This is a genomic window from Burkholderia cenocepacia (assembly GCF_014211915.1).
Lineage (GTDB): Bacteria > Pseudomonadota > Gammaproteobacteria > Burkholderiales > Burkholderiaceae > Burkholderia > Burkholderia orbicola.
On sequence record NZ_CP060040.1, the window covers coordinates 1483493 to 1500949 of the forward strand.

At 68.6% G+C, this 17457-nt stretch carries 9 protein-coding genes and 1 pseudogene; 5 read left to right on the forward strand and 5 right to left on the reverse strand.

The window, feature by feature from the left end:
• Position 1 precedes the first annotated feature (1 nt).
• The 4 genes from SY91_RS23155 (at position 2) to SY91_RS23170 (ending at position 3325) form a co-directional block, all read left to right on the forward strand.
• On the forward strand, positions 2-1369 hold the full coding sequence (locus SY91_RS23155) for an ATP-binding protein (RefSeq protein ID WP_023476026.1): 1368 nt from the start codon (positions 2-4) through the stop codon (positions 1367-1369).
• A 325-nt stretch (positions 1370-1694) separates the two neighbouring features.
• The gene (locus tag SY91_RS23160; protein ID WP_023476025.1) at positions 1695-2141 is read left to right on the forward strand and encodes a MarR family winged helix-turn-helix transcriptional regulator; all 447 of its coding nucleotides are present in this window, start codon (positions 1695-1697) and stop codon (positions 2139-2141) included.
• A 36-nt stretch (positions 2142-2177) separates the two neighbouring features.
• A complete protein-coding gene (locus SY91_RS23165) occupies positions 2178-2546 on the forward strand; it encodes an antibiotic biosynthesis monooxygenase family protein (RefSeq protein WP_023476024.1) in 369 nt (122 codons plus the stop codon).
• A 578-nt stretch (positions 2547-3124) separates the two neighbouring features.
• On the forward strand, positions 3125-3325 hold the full coding sequence (locus SY91_RS23170) for a membrane protein (RefSeq protein WP_011547232.1): 201 nt from the start codon (positions 3125-3127) through the stop codon (positions 3323-3325).
• Between the two features lie 487 nt (positions 3326-3812).
• Here the strand turns inward: SY91_RS23170 and blaPEN-B are convergent, their stop codons facing one another.
• Positions 3813-4751 (reverse strand): PEN-B family class A beta-lactamase, encoded by a 939-nt coding sequence (gene blaPEN-B / locus SY91_RS23175; protein WP_023476023.1) that lies wholly within the window; start codon positions 4749-4751, stop codon positions 3813-3815.
• A gap of 136 nt (positions 4752-4887) precedes the next feature.
• On the opposite strand from blaPEN-B, the gene penR reads away from it, so the two are divergent.
• Complete coding sequence (gene penR, locus SY91_RS23180) at positions 4888-5778, forward strand: beta-lactamase transcriptional regulator PenR (RefSeq protein WP_027808062.1); 891 nt, start codon at positions 4888-4890, stop codon at positions 5776-5778.
• A 482-nt stretch (positions 5779-6260) separates the two neighbouring features.
• On the opposite strand, the gene SY91_RS23185 is transcribed toward penR, so the two are convergent.
• The 4 genes and pseudogenes from SY91_RS23185 to SY91_RS35520 form a co-directional block, all read right to left on the reverse strand.
• Positions 6261-6512, reverse strand: coding sequence for a hypothetical protein (locus SY91_RS23185; protein ID WP_006480787.1), 252 nt, complete (start codon positions 6510-6512; stop codon positions 6261-6263).
• Positions 6513-6608: 96 nt separating this feature from the next.
• The gene (locus tag SY91_RS23190; protein ID WP_023476021.1) at positions 6609-8831 is read right to left on the reverse strand and encodes an amylo-alpha-1,6-glucosidase; all 2223 of its coding nucleotides are present in this window, start codon (positions 8829-8831) and stop codon (positions 6609-6611) included.
• 155 nt (positions 8832-8986) lie between these two features.
• Positions 8987-15030 (reverse strand): annotated as a pseudogene (locus SY91_RS35600) (autotransporter-associated beta strand repeat-containing protein); the annotation flags it as partial.
• A gap of 23 nt (positions 15031-15053) precedes the next feature.
• Positions 15054-16973, reverse strand: coding sequence for a beta strand repeat-containing protein (locus SY91_RS35520; protein WP_313771534.1), 1920 nt, complete (start codon positions 16971-16973; stop codon positions 15054-15056).
• Positions 16974-17457: the final 484 nt, after the last annotated feature.

Consider the following 17457-nt stretch of genomic DNA (forward strand, 5'->3'; position numbering starts at 1 on the left):
CATGCAACGCGCGGTCGCGCGCTGGCGCAACGCGTCGCTGCGGCGGCGCCTGCTGACGTGGCTGCTGCCGGCCGCGTGCGTGATCGGCCTGGTCGCGAGCGCCGGCACCTACTGGGGCGCGCTGCGCGAACTCGACGACCTGCTCGACGACCAGATGCGCAGCATGTCGAAACAGATCGTCGTCGGCCCGAACGGCGAGCTGTCGTTCAGCAACCACGCCAAAGGCAAGCACGGCTTCGAAGCGAGCGACCCCGATGCGGTGCTGCTGCAAGTGTGGCGCAACGGCACGCTCGTGTATTCGACCGACCGCGATTCGAAGCTGCCGGCGCCCGCGCAGCAGGGCATCGCGAGCGTCGACGTCGGCGGCCAGCCGTGGCGCACCTATGTGACCGAACGCGGCGGCACGACGATCCGGCTCGCGCAGGCGCGGCATGCGCGCTGGGAGGCGATCGCGGGCATCGCCGTCCATCTGCTCTGGCCCGTGTTCTCGATGCTGCCGCTGCTCGCGCTCGGCCTGTGGTTCGGCATCGGCGCGGGGCTGCGGCCGCTGCGGGCGATCGCGTCCGGCCTGAAACGCAGGAATGCGAACAACCTCGAGCCGGTCGACGTCGCGTCGATGCCGAACGAGGTCCGCCCGCTCGCCGAGGCGATCAACGACCTGCTCGCGCGCCTCGACCGCTCGTTCACGCTGCAGCGGCACTTCATCGCCGATGCCGCGCACGAGCTGCGCACGCCGATCATGGGGCTGTCGATCCAGTCGCAATTGCTGCGGCGCGCGGCGACGGCCGAGGAGCGCGAGCACATCCTCGCGCAGATCCATGCGGGCACGACGCGGCTCGGCCACCTCGCCGAACAATTGCTGACGCTCGCCCGCCTCGAACCCGATGCGCAGGCGGTCGTCTCCGCATCGGCGCCGGTCGATCTCGCCGCGCTGTGCCGCTCGGTGGTGTCGGACCGCGCGCGCGTCGCCGACGCGCACCGGATCGATCTCGGCGCGATCGTCGACGCACCCGTGATCGCCGCGGGCAACGCAGACACGCTGCGCGTGCTGCTGAACAACCTCGTCGACAACGCGATCCGCTATGCGGGCGAAGGCGCACGCGTCGACGTGTCGGCGCGCATCGACGGCACGACGCCCGTGCTCGAAGTCGCCGACGACGGCCCCGGCATTCCGGAAGCCGAACGCACCGACGTGTGGGAACGCTTCTATCGCGGCGAAGGCGCGCAGGCCGCCACGTCGTCGGGCAGCGGGCTCGGGCTGTCGATCGTCAAGCGGATCGCCGAACAGCATCGCGCGACCGTCTCGCTCGGCACCACGCGCGGCGGGCGCGGGCTGACCGTTACGGTGCGCTTCCCGCCGCCGGCCTGACGCGCGGGCGGCCCGAAGGCTTGTCCACAGATAATGTTGGCAAGCTTGTGGACAACCTTCCATTAACGGCACCAAGCCCTTGATCGGAAAGGGTTTGTCGTGCGTGCGCGGCAAATGCGCCGGCCCGGGGCAAGCAAGCACGCATGCGCGTCAGTTATCGCGAACGATCCACCCGACCCAAAGCCCGGTCGAGGTCTCGTAGATGTTCGCGTGCTCTCCCACGCTGCAATACAGAAACCCCTTCGTCTGTGGACGCTCGCCCGTCAATTTGACAACCAGTTGTCCATTACGTAAAATGGTTGTCAATTTACGATCCGAGCTGGACATGACGAAATCCGACAAGTTGACCGCCGTCGCGCTGTCCGTATTCCGGTTGAACGGCCTGCTGATCGAATGGGGCAACACTTTCGCCGGGCCGCACGGCTTGACCAGCGCGCGCTGGCAGGTGCTGGGCGCGATCTCGATGGCGCCAGACGCGCCCAACATCCCGCAGATCGCCGACGCGATGGGCATCACGCGGCAGGCCGTCTTGAAACAGATCAACGTGCTGACCGACGAAGGGCTGGTGCTGTCGTTGCCCAATCCGGCGCACAAGCGCTCGCCGTTGTATGCGCTGACGCCGCGCGGCGAAGCGGCCTATCAGGCCGTGGTCGAGCAGTGGCAGCGGCATGTCCGCGACATCGCCGGCGACTTCAGCTCGACCGACCTCGACGCGGCGCTGCGCGTGCTGTCGGCGATGTCCGGCGCGCACGGCCAGGACGGCCACGCGTAGCCGCCCGCTTGCCCTCTACCTACCCCAGGAGCACCCATGCCCCAGTTCAAGCCGATGGACCCGGCCTTTCCGATCCAGCAACAGATTGCGATCGACGCCGACCCGGTCGTGCTCGTCAACGTGTTCACGCTCGCAGCCGCCGACGAAGCCGATTTTCTCGCCGTATGGCAAGACGATGCGGCATTCATGAAGCGGCAGCCGGGATTCATCTCGACGCAGCTTCACCGCGCGCTCGGCGACAGCCCGACCTACCTGAACTACGCGATCTGGGAATCGACGGACGCGTTTCGCGCGGCCTTCACGCACCCGGAGTTCGTCGCGAAGCTGTCGGCCTATCCGTCGTCCGCCGTCGCCAGCCCGCACCTGTTCCAGAAGGTCGGCGTGGCCGGTATCTGTACGGCGTGAGCCCGCGTGCGAAGCGTGGCAGCGTGTGGCGTCGGCCAAATCGCGCACGCGGACTTCTCCACAGAAAATGTTGGCAAGCTTGTGGATATCCTGCGCACCACGACGCTAAACCCTTGATCCGATGGACTTTGGCACGCGTGATGCAGACGCGGCGTGCGTCATGGCCATCGCGCACACCGCTTCGCCGCACTTCGCATCACGACGCCACGATGATGTCGTCCCGATGCACGTCCGATGCTCGTCTAACCCCGCACGCATACCGGGCCGGCGCTGCGCCACTTACCCACAGATTGTGTTGGCAAGCTTGTGGATATCCTGCGCAAGCCTGCGCTAACCCGTTGATCGGTCTACGGTTCGTGCCGCGTGTCACCGTTTCGGCAGCGCGCGGTAGCGGCCCGCGCGAACACGGACGATTCAGTGCGATCGCAGCGCGGCGCCGATGCCTTGACGCCCCCGCCCGTCACCCATCAAGATCACGCAAGCCGCACGCGGCCGCGCAGCGCCGGGGACGCGCGTCGGCGCCACGGGCCGGCCGTTCCGCCGGCACCGCATGACGACATTTCAATCCGAGGAAGACCATGGAACACTTCACCGCGTGGCAATTGCTCATCTCGCTCGTGCTCGTCGCCATCGTCGTCTATCCGTACGTCCGCATCGTCCGGCGCACCGGGCATTCGGGCTGGTGGATCCTGACGATGTTCGTCCCGGTGCTGAACTTCGTCATGCTGTGGGTGTTCGCGTTCGCGCGCTGGCCCGCCGTCGGCGATCGGCAGCCCTGAGCGTTGCCATCGCGGCAGCGCGCGGGCTTGTCCACAGATTGTGTTGGCAAGCATGTGGATAGCCTGCGCATACCGCGATCAAGCACTTGATCCGAAAGACTTTGTCCGCGCCGCCTCGAAAGCGGCACGCGGGCGGTCAATCGTCGGTTGCGTACCTTCTCGGCGCGTGACGCCCCGCCAGCCACCCCAGCCGCCATGCTTGTCCACAGATTGTGTTGGCAAGCGTGTGGATAGCCTGCGCATACCGCGGTCAAGCACTTGATCCGAAAGACTTTGTCCGCGCTGCTTCAAACCCGCCACGAGGGCGCATGTCGCGCCGCACGCCGCCGTTCGCGGGCTTGTCCACAATTTTTGTTGGCAAGCATGTGGATATCCTGAGCATGCGCGATCTAAGTCGTTGATCGCACAACGTTTGATCGCGCGGGTCACGACCGCGGCACGGCGCGCCCGCGGCGCTCGCCACGCACGCCGTGCCGCGCCGCGCCGCTCAACCGAACGTCTGCGCGACGATGCGCGCGACCGACGCGATCACGTCGTCCTTCGCCCGCGCATCGGCTCGCGTCTGCGTGTAGTACGCGGCCAGCACGATCGGCGCGCGCGACGTCGGCCAGATGACGCCCGCGTCGTTCGTCGTCCCGTAGTCGCCGGTACCGGTCTTGTCGCCCACCACCCACCCGGCCGGCACGCCCGCGCGAATCCGCTTGTCGCCGACCTTGTTGCCGCGCAGCCACGCGACGAGCTGCGCACGCTGCGCGGCCGGCAATGCGTCGCCGAGCGTCAGCACGCGCAGGCTGGCGGCCATCGCGGCGGGCGTCGTCGTGTCGCGCGGGTCGCCCGGCAGCGCGGTATTCAGTTCGGTCTCCCATCGATCAAGCCGGAACGCATCGTCGCCGATCGAGCGCGCGTAGGCCGTTACCGCCGACGGGCCGCCGATCAGCTTCATCAGCAGGTTCGCGGCCGAATTGTCGCTGTACTGGATCGCAGCCTCGCACAGCGCGGCGACCGTCATGCCTGAGCCGACGTGCTTCTCCGACACCGGCGAATAGTTGACGAGGTCGGCCTTGGTATAAGTCACGCGCTGTTGCAGCAAGCCCGGCCGCTCGACACTCTGCGCGAGCAACGCCGCACTCAGCATCGCCTTGAACGTACTGCAGAACGGGAAACGCTCGCCCGCGCGATGCTCGATGACGCGACCGCTCGCCGTGTCGATCGCGCACACGCCGAGACGGCCGCCCGCGTCGCGCTCGAGATCGGCGAGCGTCGTCGCCGCCGCCGCGGGGGCAATGGCGTCCGCGGCAGCCGCCGCTGCCCGCGTGGCTTCGTCCGGTGCAGCGCCCTGCCGCGACGCGCACGCGGTGACGGTGAGAACGAGCGGCGCCGTCGCGGCAGCCAGCAACAGGGTTCGACGTTTCGATGAGTAGGTCATGTCGGTTGTCTCGTGGTGGAATGGCGGAGAAACGGCGTCGAGGGTTTGAAAACGGCCGGCCGCCGAGACCGCACTATCGAGACTTTACGGTTGCCTGACAAGCAACGATAATTGAGCGCTGACAAAAGAAATTCTTATGACTAAGCTCCGCCCTCATCTTCCGCTCAATGCGTTGCGCGCGTTCGAATCGTCGGCGCGCCACCTGAACTTCACGCGCGCCGGCCTCGAACTGAGCGTGACCCAGGCCGCCGTCAGCCAGCAGGTGCGCTCGCTCGAGGAGCGGCTCGGCTGCACGCTGTTTACGCGCCTGCCGCGCGGCCTCGGGCTGACCGACGAGGGGCGCGCGCTGCTGCCGGTGCTGAGCGACGCGTTCAGCCGCATCGAGACGGTGCTCAAGCAGTTCGACGGCGGGCGTTTCCACGAGGTGCTGACGCTCGGCGTCGTCGGCACCTTTGCCCTAGGCTGGCTAATGCCGCGGCTGAAGCAGTTCGGCGACACGCACCCGTTCGTCGAGCTGCGGCTGCGGACCAACAACAACGTCGTCGATCTCGCCGCCGAGGGCCTCGATTTCGCGATCCGCTTTGGCGTTGGCAACTGGCCGGCGACGCGCAACGAGCGGCTGCTCGATGCGCCGCTCACCGCGCTGTGCACGCCGGACATCGCACGGCGCCTCGCGCAGCCGGCCGATCTCGCGAACGAAACGTTGCTGCGCTCGTATCGCACCGACGAATGGCTCGGCTGGTTCGACGCCGCGCAGCTCGAACCGTGGGCCGTCAACGGGCCCGTGTTCGATTCGTCCCGGCTGATGGTCGAGGCCGCGATGCAGGGTGCGGGCGTCGCGCTCGCCCCCGCCTGCATGTTCGCGCGCGAACTGCAGCTCGGCTTGCTCGCACGACCACTCGACATCGACGTGCGCGCCGGCGGCTACTGGCTCACGTCGCTGAAGTCGAAACCGCTGACGCCCGCGATGACGCTCTTTCGCGACTGGATCGTGGCGGAAGCGGCGAGCGCCGCGCCCACCGAATAGCGCGGCCGCGCTTGTCCACAGAAAGTGTTGGCAAGGATGTGGATATCCTGGGTACCCGGCGCCTAAGCCCTTGATCGTGCACGCATTCGCGCGCCGATTCACGGCGCGGGCAGCCTTTGCGCACGGGCTTCGCGGCCTGCGGCATTCCGGCCCGATCCTCAACCACTGCGACGCAATCGATTGCGAGTTGTCCACAGATTTTGTTGGCAAGCCTGTGGATATCCGTCAGATCAGACGCGTAACATCTTGATACACAAGGGGATTCGATCCACGGACCTTGACCGGTCAAGGGTGTGGCACCGGAACGATGGTCGAACCGCACACCGCGCACGCGCGGCGCACCCGGCCGACGGCCGGGCGGTTCTCCACAGATTGTGTTGGCAAGCTTGTGGATATCCTGCGTATCGGGCACCTAACTGATTGAGCGCACGGGCTTTTGTGCTTCGTCTGCCGAATCGGGCAGCGCGTGCGCCGCCCGTGCATCAATGGCGGTCGAGCCCGCCGCGCAATTCGCTCGCCTTGTCGCGCAGCGCTTCGTAGCCCGAACGCGCATGCTCGGGCAGGTCGGGATCGCCGATCAGCGCACCAAGCGTTTCGATCAGGCTGAACAGGATGCCCTTCGCCGCGCCGACCGCGATGCTCTGCGATTCGATCGACTTGTGCAGGTGGTCGACCGCCGCTTCCAGATGCTCGAGCTTGTGCTCGCCGTCGTCGGGCCGGTTGTCGGTCGTCATCGTCTACCTCCGCCATCGTTCAAGGGTCATGTCACGATTCTATGCCGCTGCGCGCGAACGTGGCGCGACATCGCGCAACGTTCGCGCAGCCGGCCGCTACAGCACCGCGACCACCTTCACGCGGCCCGGCTGCTCCGCCGCCGCGACGACCTGGCCATCGACGCGGCGGAACGTCAACGACACGGTTTCGTCGCCGACGCGCAGCGCGTCGATCCGCAGCCAGTCGACGCCTTCCGGCAACGCCGGGCGCTCGACGCGCACCTCGTGGCGCGACGCGTCGATGCTCACGCCGAGGCACGCCTGCAGCATCATGAACGGCGCGCCGGCCGCCCACGCCTGCGGCAGGCAGGCCACCGGATACGCGGTCGGCGGTTCGCCGCGCCGGCGCGGGAACCCGCAGAACAGCTCCGGCAGGCGCATCTCGAAGCTCACCGCCGCCTCGAACAGCGCGCGCAACAGATTCACCGCGGCCGTCTTGTCGCCGTAGCGCGCCAGCCCGCGCGCGATCAGCGCATTGTCGTGCGGCCACACCGAGCCGTTGTGGTACGCCATCGGGTTGAAGCGCGGCTGGCCGGCCGCGAGCGTGCGGATACCCCAGCCCGTCTGGAACAGCGCGGAGCCGAGCACGCCGGCGACCGCCGCGCCGCGCTCGGCGTCGGGCAGCCCGAACGCGAGCAGGTGGCCCGCGTTCGACGCGAACACGCGGCACAGCTCGCCATGACCGTCGAGCGCGATCCCGTAGAAATCGCCTTCCGGCATCCAGAACAGCGCGTCGACCTGGTCGCGCAGCGTCTTCGCGCGCAATGCGTAGCGCGTCGCGTCGGCCGCATGGCCGCGCCGGTGCGAGCACGCCGACATCGCGTCGAGCGCCGCGCATGCATAGGCCTGCACTTCGACGAGCGCGATCGGCCCATCCGGAAAACGGCCGTCCGCATGGAACACCGAATCGTGGCTGTCCTTCCAGCCCTGGTTCGCGAGGCCGCGCTCCGACGTGCGCTGGTAATCGAGCAGTCCGTACGGATTGCGGTCGCACTTGTCGATCACCCATTGCGCGGCACGCTCGAGCGCGGGCCACAGCTCGTCGATCAGCGCGTCGTCGCCGGTGCGTTCGACATAGGCGCCCGCGAGCACGATGAACAGCGGAGTCGTATCGACGCCGCCGTAGTACAGCGCGAACGGCACCTCGCCGGTCGCGGCCATCTCGCTGCGGCGGAACTCGTGCATGATCTTGCCGGGCTCCGCGTCGCGGAACGCGGAGGTCTCGCGCGCCTGGTGCTCGGCGAGAAAACGCAGCACGCCGCGCGCGAGCGATGGCTGCAGCCACAACATCTGCAGCGACGTGATGATCGCGTCGCGGCCGAACGGCGTCGAGAACCACGGAATGCCCGCATACGGGTACGGCCCCGTGTCGAGCTGCGTCGTGAGCAGCCCGAGATCCGCGAGCGAACGATCGAGCCACGCGTCGAACAGCGGATTGCCGGTGTTCACGCGCGCCATCGACTCGCGCCGCGTCCGCATCTCGCGATGCACGCCGACGAGCGCGGTGCGCAACGCGACACGGCCGCAACCGGGCCCTTCGGCCTGCGCGGGCCCGAGCGTCGCATCGACGGTCAGGTAGATCGACACGCACGCCTGCGCGGGGATCGTCAGCGTGTAGTCGGCACGATCGACCGACAGCGCGTCCGGTGCCGGCGAGAAATGCACGGTCACGTTGCGCTCGACGCCGTCGAGGCCGTCGTAGCGCAGCCGCACCGCACCCGCGTCGACGCGCGGCGCGCCCACCGTACCGCGCTTCGGCCGCTGCGTGCCGCGTACTTCGAACATGTCCTTGAAATCGGCCGCGAACGACAGCGACAGCGGCACCTCGGCTTCGCTCGCGCCGTAGTTCGTCAGCGTCAGCGCTTCGTACAGCACGTCGCCCGCGAGCACGCGCAGCCGCTCGATGTGGATCACGCCCTCGGGCGTCTCGTGGCCGCCGAGCGGCGGCAGCGGGCGGTTCGTCAGGTGCGCGGTGAACGACGCGTTGTCGGCGCTCGTCGCGCCCGACAGCAGCGACGGCGCGCGGCCGCCGAACGTCAGGCGCCATTTCGACAGCACGCGCATGTCGTCGACGAACAGGCCGTCGTCATGCCCGCCGATGTCGCCGAGCGCGTCGCTGACCACGAACGCGTCGCCGGATTTCAGCACGTACTGGTTGTTGCGCGCGAGGACCTGCGGATCGGCTTCGGGCGCGATGAAAGCGGGACCCGATGCGGAGGTCGGGGGAACCGGCGCGACTTGCGGCGCCTGCGTCGTCGTGGCTTCGGCGTGATTCGGCATCGATGCTCCTGTGTCGAGGCGCAACGCGCGGCGCGCGTCGCGTGTTTCGCACAGGATAGGCCAGAACGGCGAACGTGCGCAGCGCCGAAACGGCCGCGGCGCGCTGCGACGTTGCTTCGTCGCAGCGCGCCGCGCACGGGCTCCTCAGTTGCCGGTCAGAATTTCCACAGGATGTTGCCGAGGATCGCGTTGTCGCGCACGCCGCTGCCGTACTGGCCGCTGTACGTGAGGCCGAGCGTCAGGCGCTTCGTGATGTTCGCGTCGATGCCGGCTTCGAGCACCGCGCTGTCGCGCGCAATCGGCACGCCCGACACCTGGAACGACGTGCCGCCGTTCGCGAACGTGAACGCCGACGACGGCCGCACGTTGCCGAACGCATGCCGCCAGCCGACCGTCCCGCGCGCGGTGAACGTGCCGCTCGCGATCGAGCCGAGCTGCGACGCCGCGCGCAGGCCGAGCGTCGAGAAACCGACGTGGGTCGTCTCGCCGCCGGCACGCAGCGCCGCCGCGCCGCCGCTTTCGGTATAGCCGTCGGTATGCAGGTTCACATACGCGAGGCCCGCGAACGGCTCGATCGCGACCGGCCCGACCGGCAGCGCGTAGCCGACTTCGCCGAACACCTGCGCCGAATTCGCGTTGTAGCCGGCCGAATCGTGATCCGAGAAGCCCGCGAAGCCCGGATAGCGGTCGCTGTTGATGCGATACCACGTGTACGACGCACCGCCGCGCACGCCGAGTGCGCCGTACTGCGCGCCGCCGTACAGCGACAGGTAGTAGCTGTTCACCGCTGCCGACGAACTCTGGTCGTTGTCGAGCGAGCTGTGCGTGACGCCGGCGGCCAGACCCGCGCGCCACTTGTCGTTGAGCGCCATGTCGGCGCCGGCGATGAAGCCCGTCATGCTGCGGTTGATCGACGACGCATTGCCGTCGCCGGCGAGCCGGCTGCGGCCGCCGAACGCCTGCCCCCAGACGACCGGCTGATAAGGCGTCCCGCCGTAGCACCCGTCGCGCGAACCGATCCGGCGTTCCGGCGGCAGCGTCGGGTCGACCACGCCGGCCGTGTTGTCGCCGCACAGCGCGGCGCCGCCCGACGACAGGGCCGCGAGCGGGCCCGAGCCGGGCGCGAGGCCCTGACGGACGCGATCGGTCACCGCGTCGCGCACATAGCGGCTGTCGATCAGCAGCATGCTCTTCAGGCTCGCCTGCAGTTCGCCGCCGAGCAGTCCGTACGCGCGGCGTGCGGTCGGCGCGTCGGTCGTCAGCACCGTGTCGTACAGCGGATTGCCGGCGCCGAGCGCGGCCACCGCGGTCGCGACCGAGCGCTGGTTCGGCGTCGTCGCGACGTCGGGCAGCGACGTGCCGTTCTGAACCAGCCGCAGATACACGTGGCCCGGATCGTAGCTGAGGGTCGGCGTCAGGAACGCGTAGTTCGCGCTCACCTGGGTGAACGCGCCCTGCACGCCCGACGACGCGCTGAGGATCGTGTACGTCGTGCTCGGCTGATAGCCGCTCTGGTTCGCGAGCACCTGTACGGTGCCGCCGTTCAGCGTCGCCGTGCCGCTCGCCGCGAGACTGCCGCTTTGCTGCGGCGTCGCGGCGACCTGGAACGTCGAACCCGGCTGGAACGTGACGTTGCCGCCCACGTTCAGCGCCGCGCCCGGTTGCGTGGCGGCCGCCGTCGCGCCGCCCTGCACCACGAGGCCGCCGATCGTGCCGGTACCCGTCAGCGTCGCGCCGTTCTGCACGGTGACGGTCGACTGGCCGAGCGATCCGTTGACGGCCAGCGTGCCCGCGCCGACCGTGGTCGGGCCGCTCAGCGTGCTCGTGCCGGTCAGGGTCAGCTGTCCGCTGCCGGCCTGGGTGAGGGAGCCGGTGCCGGAAATCGCACCGCCGAACGACAGGTTGTCCGAGCGGTTGAAGACCAGCGCACCCGAATCGGCGACGTTGCCGACGATACTGCCCGACGTGCCACCATTGCCGATCTGCAGCGTGCCGCCCGCGACGGTCGTGCCGCCGGCGTAGTCGTTCGTGCCGGTCAGCACGAGCGTGTCGCTGCCGCTCTTGGTCACCGCACCGGCGCCGGTCAGCGTACCGCCGAAGGTGCCGCCGCCCGCGACCGTGAGTGCGCCCGTGCCCGTATCGAGCGTGCTGTTCGCCGCGCCGCTCAGGCCGCCGAGCGTCACGTTCGTGCTGCCCAGATCGAGACTGCCGCCATTCAGCGTGAGACTGCCGGTGCCGAGCGCCTGGCTGTTACCGAGCACGAGCGAACCGCCGTTGACCACCGTACCGCCTTGGTACGTATTGCTGTTGTTCAATGTCAGCGTAGCCAGGCCATCCTTGACGAGGCCGCCCGCGCCCGATACGACGCCCGAGAGCGCCAGGTCCTGCGTGCCGCCGATCGTTGCGTTCGCATTCAGCGTGACGGCGTTCGGAAGGTTCACCGCACTTGTCGTGTCGATCGTGCTCGCGGCGCCGACCGTCACGGCACCCGTCCCAAGCGCGCCGTTGCCGCCGAGTACGAGCGTGCCGCCGGCGACCGTCGTACCGCCGCTGTATGTGTTGTTGCCCGACAGCGTCTGCGTACCCGTGCCGCTCTTCACGAGCGCTCCGGTGCCGTCGATCGACCCGCCGAACGACGTATTCGCCGCGCCGCCGAGCGTCAGCGTATTGCCGCCCAGCGCAACGCTCGTGCCGCTCACGCCGGCGAGGCCACCGACGGTCTGCGCGCCGGCCCCCGTGCCGAGCGTGAAGCCCGCGCCGGCCGTCACCAGGTTGACGGTCGTCGATCCCGACAGGCTGCCGCCCGCGCCGATCACGAGGTTGCCCGCGTCGATCGTCGTCGCGCCGCCGTATGTGTTCGCGCCCGTCAGCGTCGTCGTACCGCTGCCCTGCTTCGTGATTCCGCCCGCGCCGCCAATGGTCCCGGCGAAGGTCTGGTTGGTGCCGTCACCGAACGTCAACGTGCTGCCGCCGAGCGCGATCGACGAGCCGCCGACGCCGCTCAGCGCGCCGATCGTCTGGTTCGCACCCGCGGCGCTGACATCGAGCGAGGCGCCCGTGCCGTTCAGGTTGACCGAGCCCCCGCCGCGAGACTGCCTCCCGCGCCAAGCGCCAGCGTGCCGGCGTTGATCGTCGTGCCGCCCGTATACGTGTTCGTGCCGGTCAGCGTTTCGGTACCGGCGCCCTGTTTCACGATCCCGCCCGTGCCGCCGATCGAACCGCCGAAGGTCTGGTTCGTCGCGTCGCCGAACGTCAGCGTGTTCGCGCCGAGCGATACGGTCGAGCCGCCCACGCCGGACAACGCGCCGATGGTCTGGTTCGCACCCGCCCCGCCGATGTCGAACCCGGCACCCGCGGCACCGAGGCTGACCGACCCCGTCGCCGCGAGCGAACCGCCGGCATCCAGCGCCAGCGTGCCGCCGTTGATCGTCGTGCCGCCCGTATACGTGTTCGCGCCCGCCAGCGTTTCCGTACCGCTGCCTTGCTTCGTCACGCCACCCGTACCCGCGATCGCCCCGGCAAACGTCTGGTTCGCGGTGCTGCCAAGCGTCAGCCCGTTGCCGCCGAGCGCAACCGTCGAACCGGCCACGCCGCTCAGCGCGCCGATCGTCTGGTTGGCGCCCGCACCGCTCAGGTCGAGCGTCGTGCCGGCACCACCGAGGTCGACCGTGCCCGACACCGCGATGCTGCCGCCCGCGCCGATCGCCAGTGTGCCGGCGTTGATCGTCGTCGTGCCGGTGTACGTGTTCACGCCCGTTAGCGTTTCGGTGCCCGCCCCCTGCTTCACGATCCCGCCCGTGCCAGCAATCGTGCCGCCGAACGTACCGTTCGTGCTGTCGCCGAACTGCAGCGTGTTGCCGCCGAGCGCCACGTTCGAACCGGCCACGCCGTTCAGCGCGCCGATCGTCTGCGGCACGCCCGCCCCGCTGATGTCGAACGCCGCCCCCGTGCCGCTCAGGTTCACGGCGCCGCCTGCGGCGAGACTGCCGCCCGCGCCCAGCGCGAGCGTACCGCCCGCGATCGTCGTACCGCCCGTATACGTGTTCGTGCCCGTCAGCGTCTCCGTGCCGGTACCCGACTTCGTGATCGCACCCGCGCCGCCGATCGTGCCGCCGAACGTATGGTTGCCCGCATCGCCCAGCGTCAGGCCATTCGCGCCGAGGTTGACCGACGCGCCGGCCGCACCTTCGAGACCGCCAATCGCCTGCGGCGTGGTCGCCGCGCTGAGGTCGAGCGCCGTGCCCGCGTTCGCCAGATTCACGGTCCCGGTGCTCGACAGCGACCCACCCGCACCGATCGCGATCGTGCCAGCGTTGACCGTCGTGCCGCCTGTGTAGGTATTCGTGCCGCTCAGCGTTTCGGTACCGGCGCCTTGCTTCACGATCCCGCCCGTGCCGCCGATCGATCCGCCGAAGGTCTGGTTCGTCGCGTCGCCGAACGTCAGCGTATTACCGCCGAGCGACACGGTCGTGCCGCCCACACCCGACAATGCGCCGATAGTCTGGTTCGCACCCGCCCCGCTGATGTCGAAACCGGCCCCGGCCGTGCCGAGGTTGACCGCCCCCGTCGCCGCAAGCGAGCCCCCCGCGCCCAGCGCCAGCGTGCCGCCGTTGATCGTCGTGCCGCCCGTGTACGTGTTCACGCCCGTTAGCGTTTCGGTGCCCGCCCCCTGCTTCACGATCCCGCCCGTGCCAGCAATCGTGCCGCCGAACGTACCGTTCGTGCTGTCGCCGAACTGCAGCGTGTTGCCGCCGAGCGCCACGTTCGAACCGGCCACGCCGTTCAGCGCGCCGATCGTCTGCGGCACACCCGCCCCGCTAATGTCGAACGCCGCACCCGTGCCGCTCAGGTTCACGGCGCCGCCTGCGGCGAGACTGCCGCCCGCGCCCAGCGCGAGCGTACCGCCCGCGATCGTCGTGCCGCCCGTATACGTGTTCGTGCCCGTCAGCGTCTCCGTGCCGGTACCCGACTTCGTGATCGCACCCGCGCCGCCGATCGTGCCGCCGAACGTATGGTTGCCCGCATCGCCCAGCGTCAGGCCGTTCGCGCCGAGGTTGACCGACGCGCCGGCCGCACCTTCGAGACCGCCAATCGCCTGCGGCGTGGTCGCCGCGCTGAGATCGAGCGCCGTGCCCGCGTTCGCCAGATTCACGGTCCCGGTGCTCGACAGCGACCCACCCGCACCGATCGCGATCGTGCCAGCGTTGACCGTCGTGCCGCCTGTGTAGGTATTCGCGCCGCTCAGCGTTTCGGTACCGGCGCCCTGTTTCACGATCCCGCCCGTGCCGCCGATCGATCCGCCGAAGGTCTGGTTCGTCGCGTCGCCGAACGTCAGCGTATTACCGCCGAGCGACACGGTCGTGCCGCCCACACCCGACAACGCGCCGATAGTCTGGTTCGTACCCGCCCCGCTGATGTCGAAGCCGGCACCCACACCGGTGAGGCTCACGCCACCGCCTGCCGCAAGCGAGCCCCCCGCGCCCAGCGCCAGCGTGCCGCCGTTGATCGTCGTGCCGCCCGTGTACGTGTTCGCACCCGTCAACGTTTCCGTGCCGCTGCCCTGCTTCGTCAAACCGCCCGTGCCGCCGATCGTGCCGCCGAACGTTGCGTTCGTCGCATCGCCCATCGTCAGCGAGTTGGCGCCGAGCGCGACCGTCGTACCCGCTACGCCGCTCAGCGCGCCGATCGTCTGCGGCACGCCCGCCCCGCTGATGTCGAACGCCGCACCCGTGCCGCTCAGGTTCACGGCGCCGCCTGCGGCGAGACTGCCGCCCGCGCCCAGCGCGAGCGTACCGCCCGCGATCGTCGTACCGCCCGTATATGTGTTCGTGCCCGTCAGCGTCTCCGTGCCGGTACCCGACTTCGTGATCGCACCCGCGCCGCCGATCGTGCCGCCGAACGTATGGTTGCCCGCATCGCCCAGCGTCAGGCCATTCGCGCCGAGGTTGACCGACGCGCCGGCCGCACCTTCGAGACCGCCAATCGCCTGCGGCGTGGTCGCCGCGCTGAGGTCGAGCGCCGTGCCCGCGTTCGCCAGATTCACGGTCCCGGTGCTCGACAGCGACCCACCCGCACCGATCGCGATCGTGCCAGCGTTGACCGTCGTGCCACCTGTGTAGGTATTCGCGCCGCTCAGCGTTTCGGTACCGGCGCCCTGTTTCACGATCCCGCCCGTGCCGCCGATCGATCCGCCGAAGGTCTGGTTCGTCGCGTCGCCGAACGTCAGCGTATTACCGCCGAGCGATACGGTCGTGCCGCCCACACCCGATAACGCGCCGATAGTCTGGTTCGCACCCGCCCCGCTGATGTCGAAACCGGCCCCGGCCGTGCCGAGGTTGACCGCCCCCGTCGCCGCAAGCGAGCCCCCGCGCCCAGCGCCAGCGTGCCGCCGTTGATCGTCGTGCCGCCCGTGTACGTGTTCGCCCCCGTCAACGTTTCCGTGCCGCTGCCCTGCTTCGTCACGCCGGCCGTGCCGGTGATCGTGCCGCCGAACGTTGCGTTCGCCGCATCGCCCATCGTCAGCGAGTTGGCGCCGAGCGAGACGGTCGTGCCAGCAGTACCCGTCAGCGCGCCGATCGTCTGGTTCGCACCCGATGCGCTGATGTCGAAGGCGGCCCCCGCGCCGGTAAGGTTCACCGCACCCGTCGCCGCGAGCGAGCCGCCCGCACCCAGTGCCAGCGTGCCCGCATTGATCGTCGTGCCGCCCGTGTAGCTATTGGAGCCGGTCAGCGTCGTGGTGGCTGCGCCGTTCTTGACGAGACCGCCAGCCCCGGAAATCGCGCCGCTGACGGTCATCGCGTTGCTGCCGCCGAGCGCCAGGGCGGCGCCCCCGTTCAGGGCGACCTGATTCGCGATCGTCACCGCCTGGCTGCTGTCGAGCGTCGCATTGCCGCCGACCGTCAGCGTGCCGGTGCCGAGCGCCTGGTTGTTACCGACCACGATGGTGCCGGCATTCAGGTTCGTGCCGCCGCTGTAGGTATTTACACCCGACAGCGTCAGCGTGCCGGTACCCGACTGCGTGACCGGCCCGGCGCCGGAGATGGTGCCCGACAGGTCGAGGCTCGACGAGCCGCTCACGCCCAAGCCGCCGCCGCTCGTCGAGATGTTGTTCGACAACGTGAGCCCCGGCGTGGCCGACTGGATCGCGCCGCCGTTCGCGTTGATCGTGCCGGTGCCGAGCGACGCGGTATTGTTCACGATCGCCGTGGCGCCGTTACCGAGCGTCGCATCGGTCGCACTCGATGCGCCCGACAGCGTCCACGTGCCGCCCTGTACATCAAGATGGTTGAAGTTGATGTAGTTGCCGTTGTCGATCGTGCCGGTGGTCGACGTACCCTGCTGGAGCGTCAGCGTATTGTTGCCGCCCGCGCCGCCGTCGACCGTGCCCGTCGCCGCAAAGCCGATCGTGATCGCACCGATGCCGAGATTGACGGCCAGGCCCGTGCCGCCAGCCGCGTTGACCGACGAATCAGTGGTTGCGATGAACCGGTTGGTACTGTTCGTGCCCATCGACACGCTGCCGTTCACGGTACCGGAGTTCGTGAACGTGTTGCCGCCTGCCGAAGTACCCAACGCGACACGGCCGGTGATCGTGCCGGAGTTGTTGACGTTGACCTGGCCGCCGCCATACGCGGCGATCACGCCCGCATCGGGGCCCAACAGGGTCGCGCCGACGATGCCCGTCGTCGACATCGTGCCGGTATTCGTGATGCTGGTCGTGCCGCCCGCGCCGTTCTGCACGGCCAGCGCCATCCCGGTCAGGCCGATCGACAGGCCGGTGGTGCCCGCCATGATGCCGTTGTTGGTCACGGTCTGCGTACTGGCCGCCGCATTGCCCATCACCACGCCCGACGACAACACGCCCAGGCCCGTTCCGAGCAGCGTCGGATCGATCCGGCCGTTGTTGGTCAGCGTGTCGTTGCTGCCGGTCAGCGTCATCGCGTTACCGCCGACGCCCAGGAGAACACCGACGCTCCCGCCCGGATTGACCGTCACGTTGAGGTTGTTGGCGCCATTCGCATAGCTGGGCGCCAGCGGATTCGCGGCGCCCGAACATGCCACGTTGGTGCCCGCCGTGGTACAGGCCGCGTGCGCGGGAACGATGCCCGCGCCAGCCAGCGCGAGGAACATGCCTGTCGGCAACAGAAGTCTCGGAAACGGTTCACCGGCCTTTTTTGAGCGCGCAAGGTCCATGCTTTCTCTCGTCATTGGATTTGGTATTGCCGCGGAATATGGCAATCACCCGCGGTGAATCATGGTAAAAGCGTCCACTCCGGCCGTCGCAATACGACGTCGGTTTATTCACGGATGAATTTTTTCATCGATCCTGGACTGCAGGTGCAACACTAGTCGAATGACATGATGGCGGCCCCTGGTTTTTCTGCAGCGACTTTCTGGTTGATTTGATTACTGCCCTGCTTTTTGTCAGACAAGGCTATATCAAACGCCGATCATTTTCCAGCTAATGTTTACCTAGATGATCGACGGCCGGCATATATGTATTTTTTACTTGCCGAAGCCCGCCGGAACACGCAATCAGGCATATTCACCGCCAGGTTATTTTGATCCTTCTCAAAACAACCGAAACCGGCGCATCAGTGAAAACGCTGATATTTTTCTTTTGATC

Coding starts and splice junctions, on each gene's coding strand:
- SY91_RS23155 (WP_023476026.1), top strand. CDS start 2: ATGCAACGCGCGGTCGCGCGCTGGCGCAACGCGTCGCTGCGGCGGCGC.
- SY91_RS23160 (WP_023476025.1), top strand. CDS start 1,695: ATGACGAAATCCGACAAGTTGACCGCCGTCGCGCTGTCCGTATTCCGG.
- SY91_RS23165 (WP_023476024.1), top strand. CDS start 2,178: ATGCCCCAGTTCAAGCCGATGGACCCGGCCTTTCCGATCCAGCAACAG.
- SY91_RS23170 (WP_011547232.1), top strand. CDS start 3,125: ATGGAACACTTCACCGCGTGGCAATTGCTCATCTCGCTCGTGCTCGTC.
- blaPEN-B (WP_023476023.1), bottom strand. CDS start 4,751: ATGACCTACTCATCGAAACGTCGAACCCTGTTGCTGGCTGCCGCGACG.
- penR (WP_027808062.1), top strand. CDS start 4,888: ATGACTAAGCTCCGCCCTCATCTTCCGCTCAATGCGTTGCGCGCGTTC.
- SY91_RS23185 (WP_006480787.1), bottom strand. CDS start 6,512: ATGACGACCGACAACCGGCCCGACGACGGCGAGCACAAGCTCGAGCAT.
- SY91_RS23190 (WP_023476021.1), bottom strand. CDS start 8,831: ATGCCGAATCACGCCGAAGCCACGACGACGCAGGCGCCGCAAGTCGCG.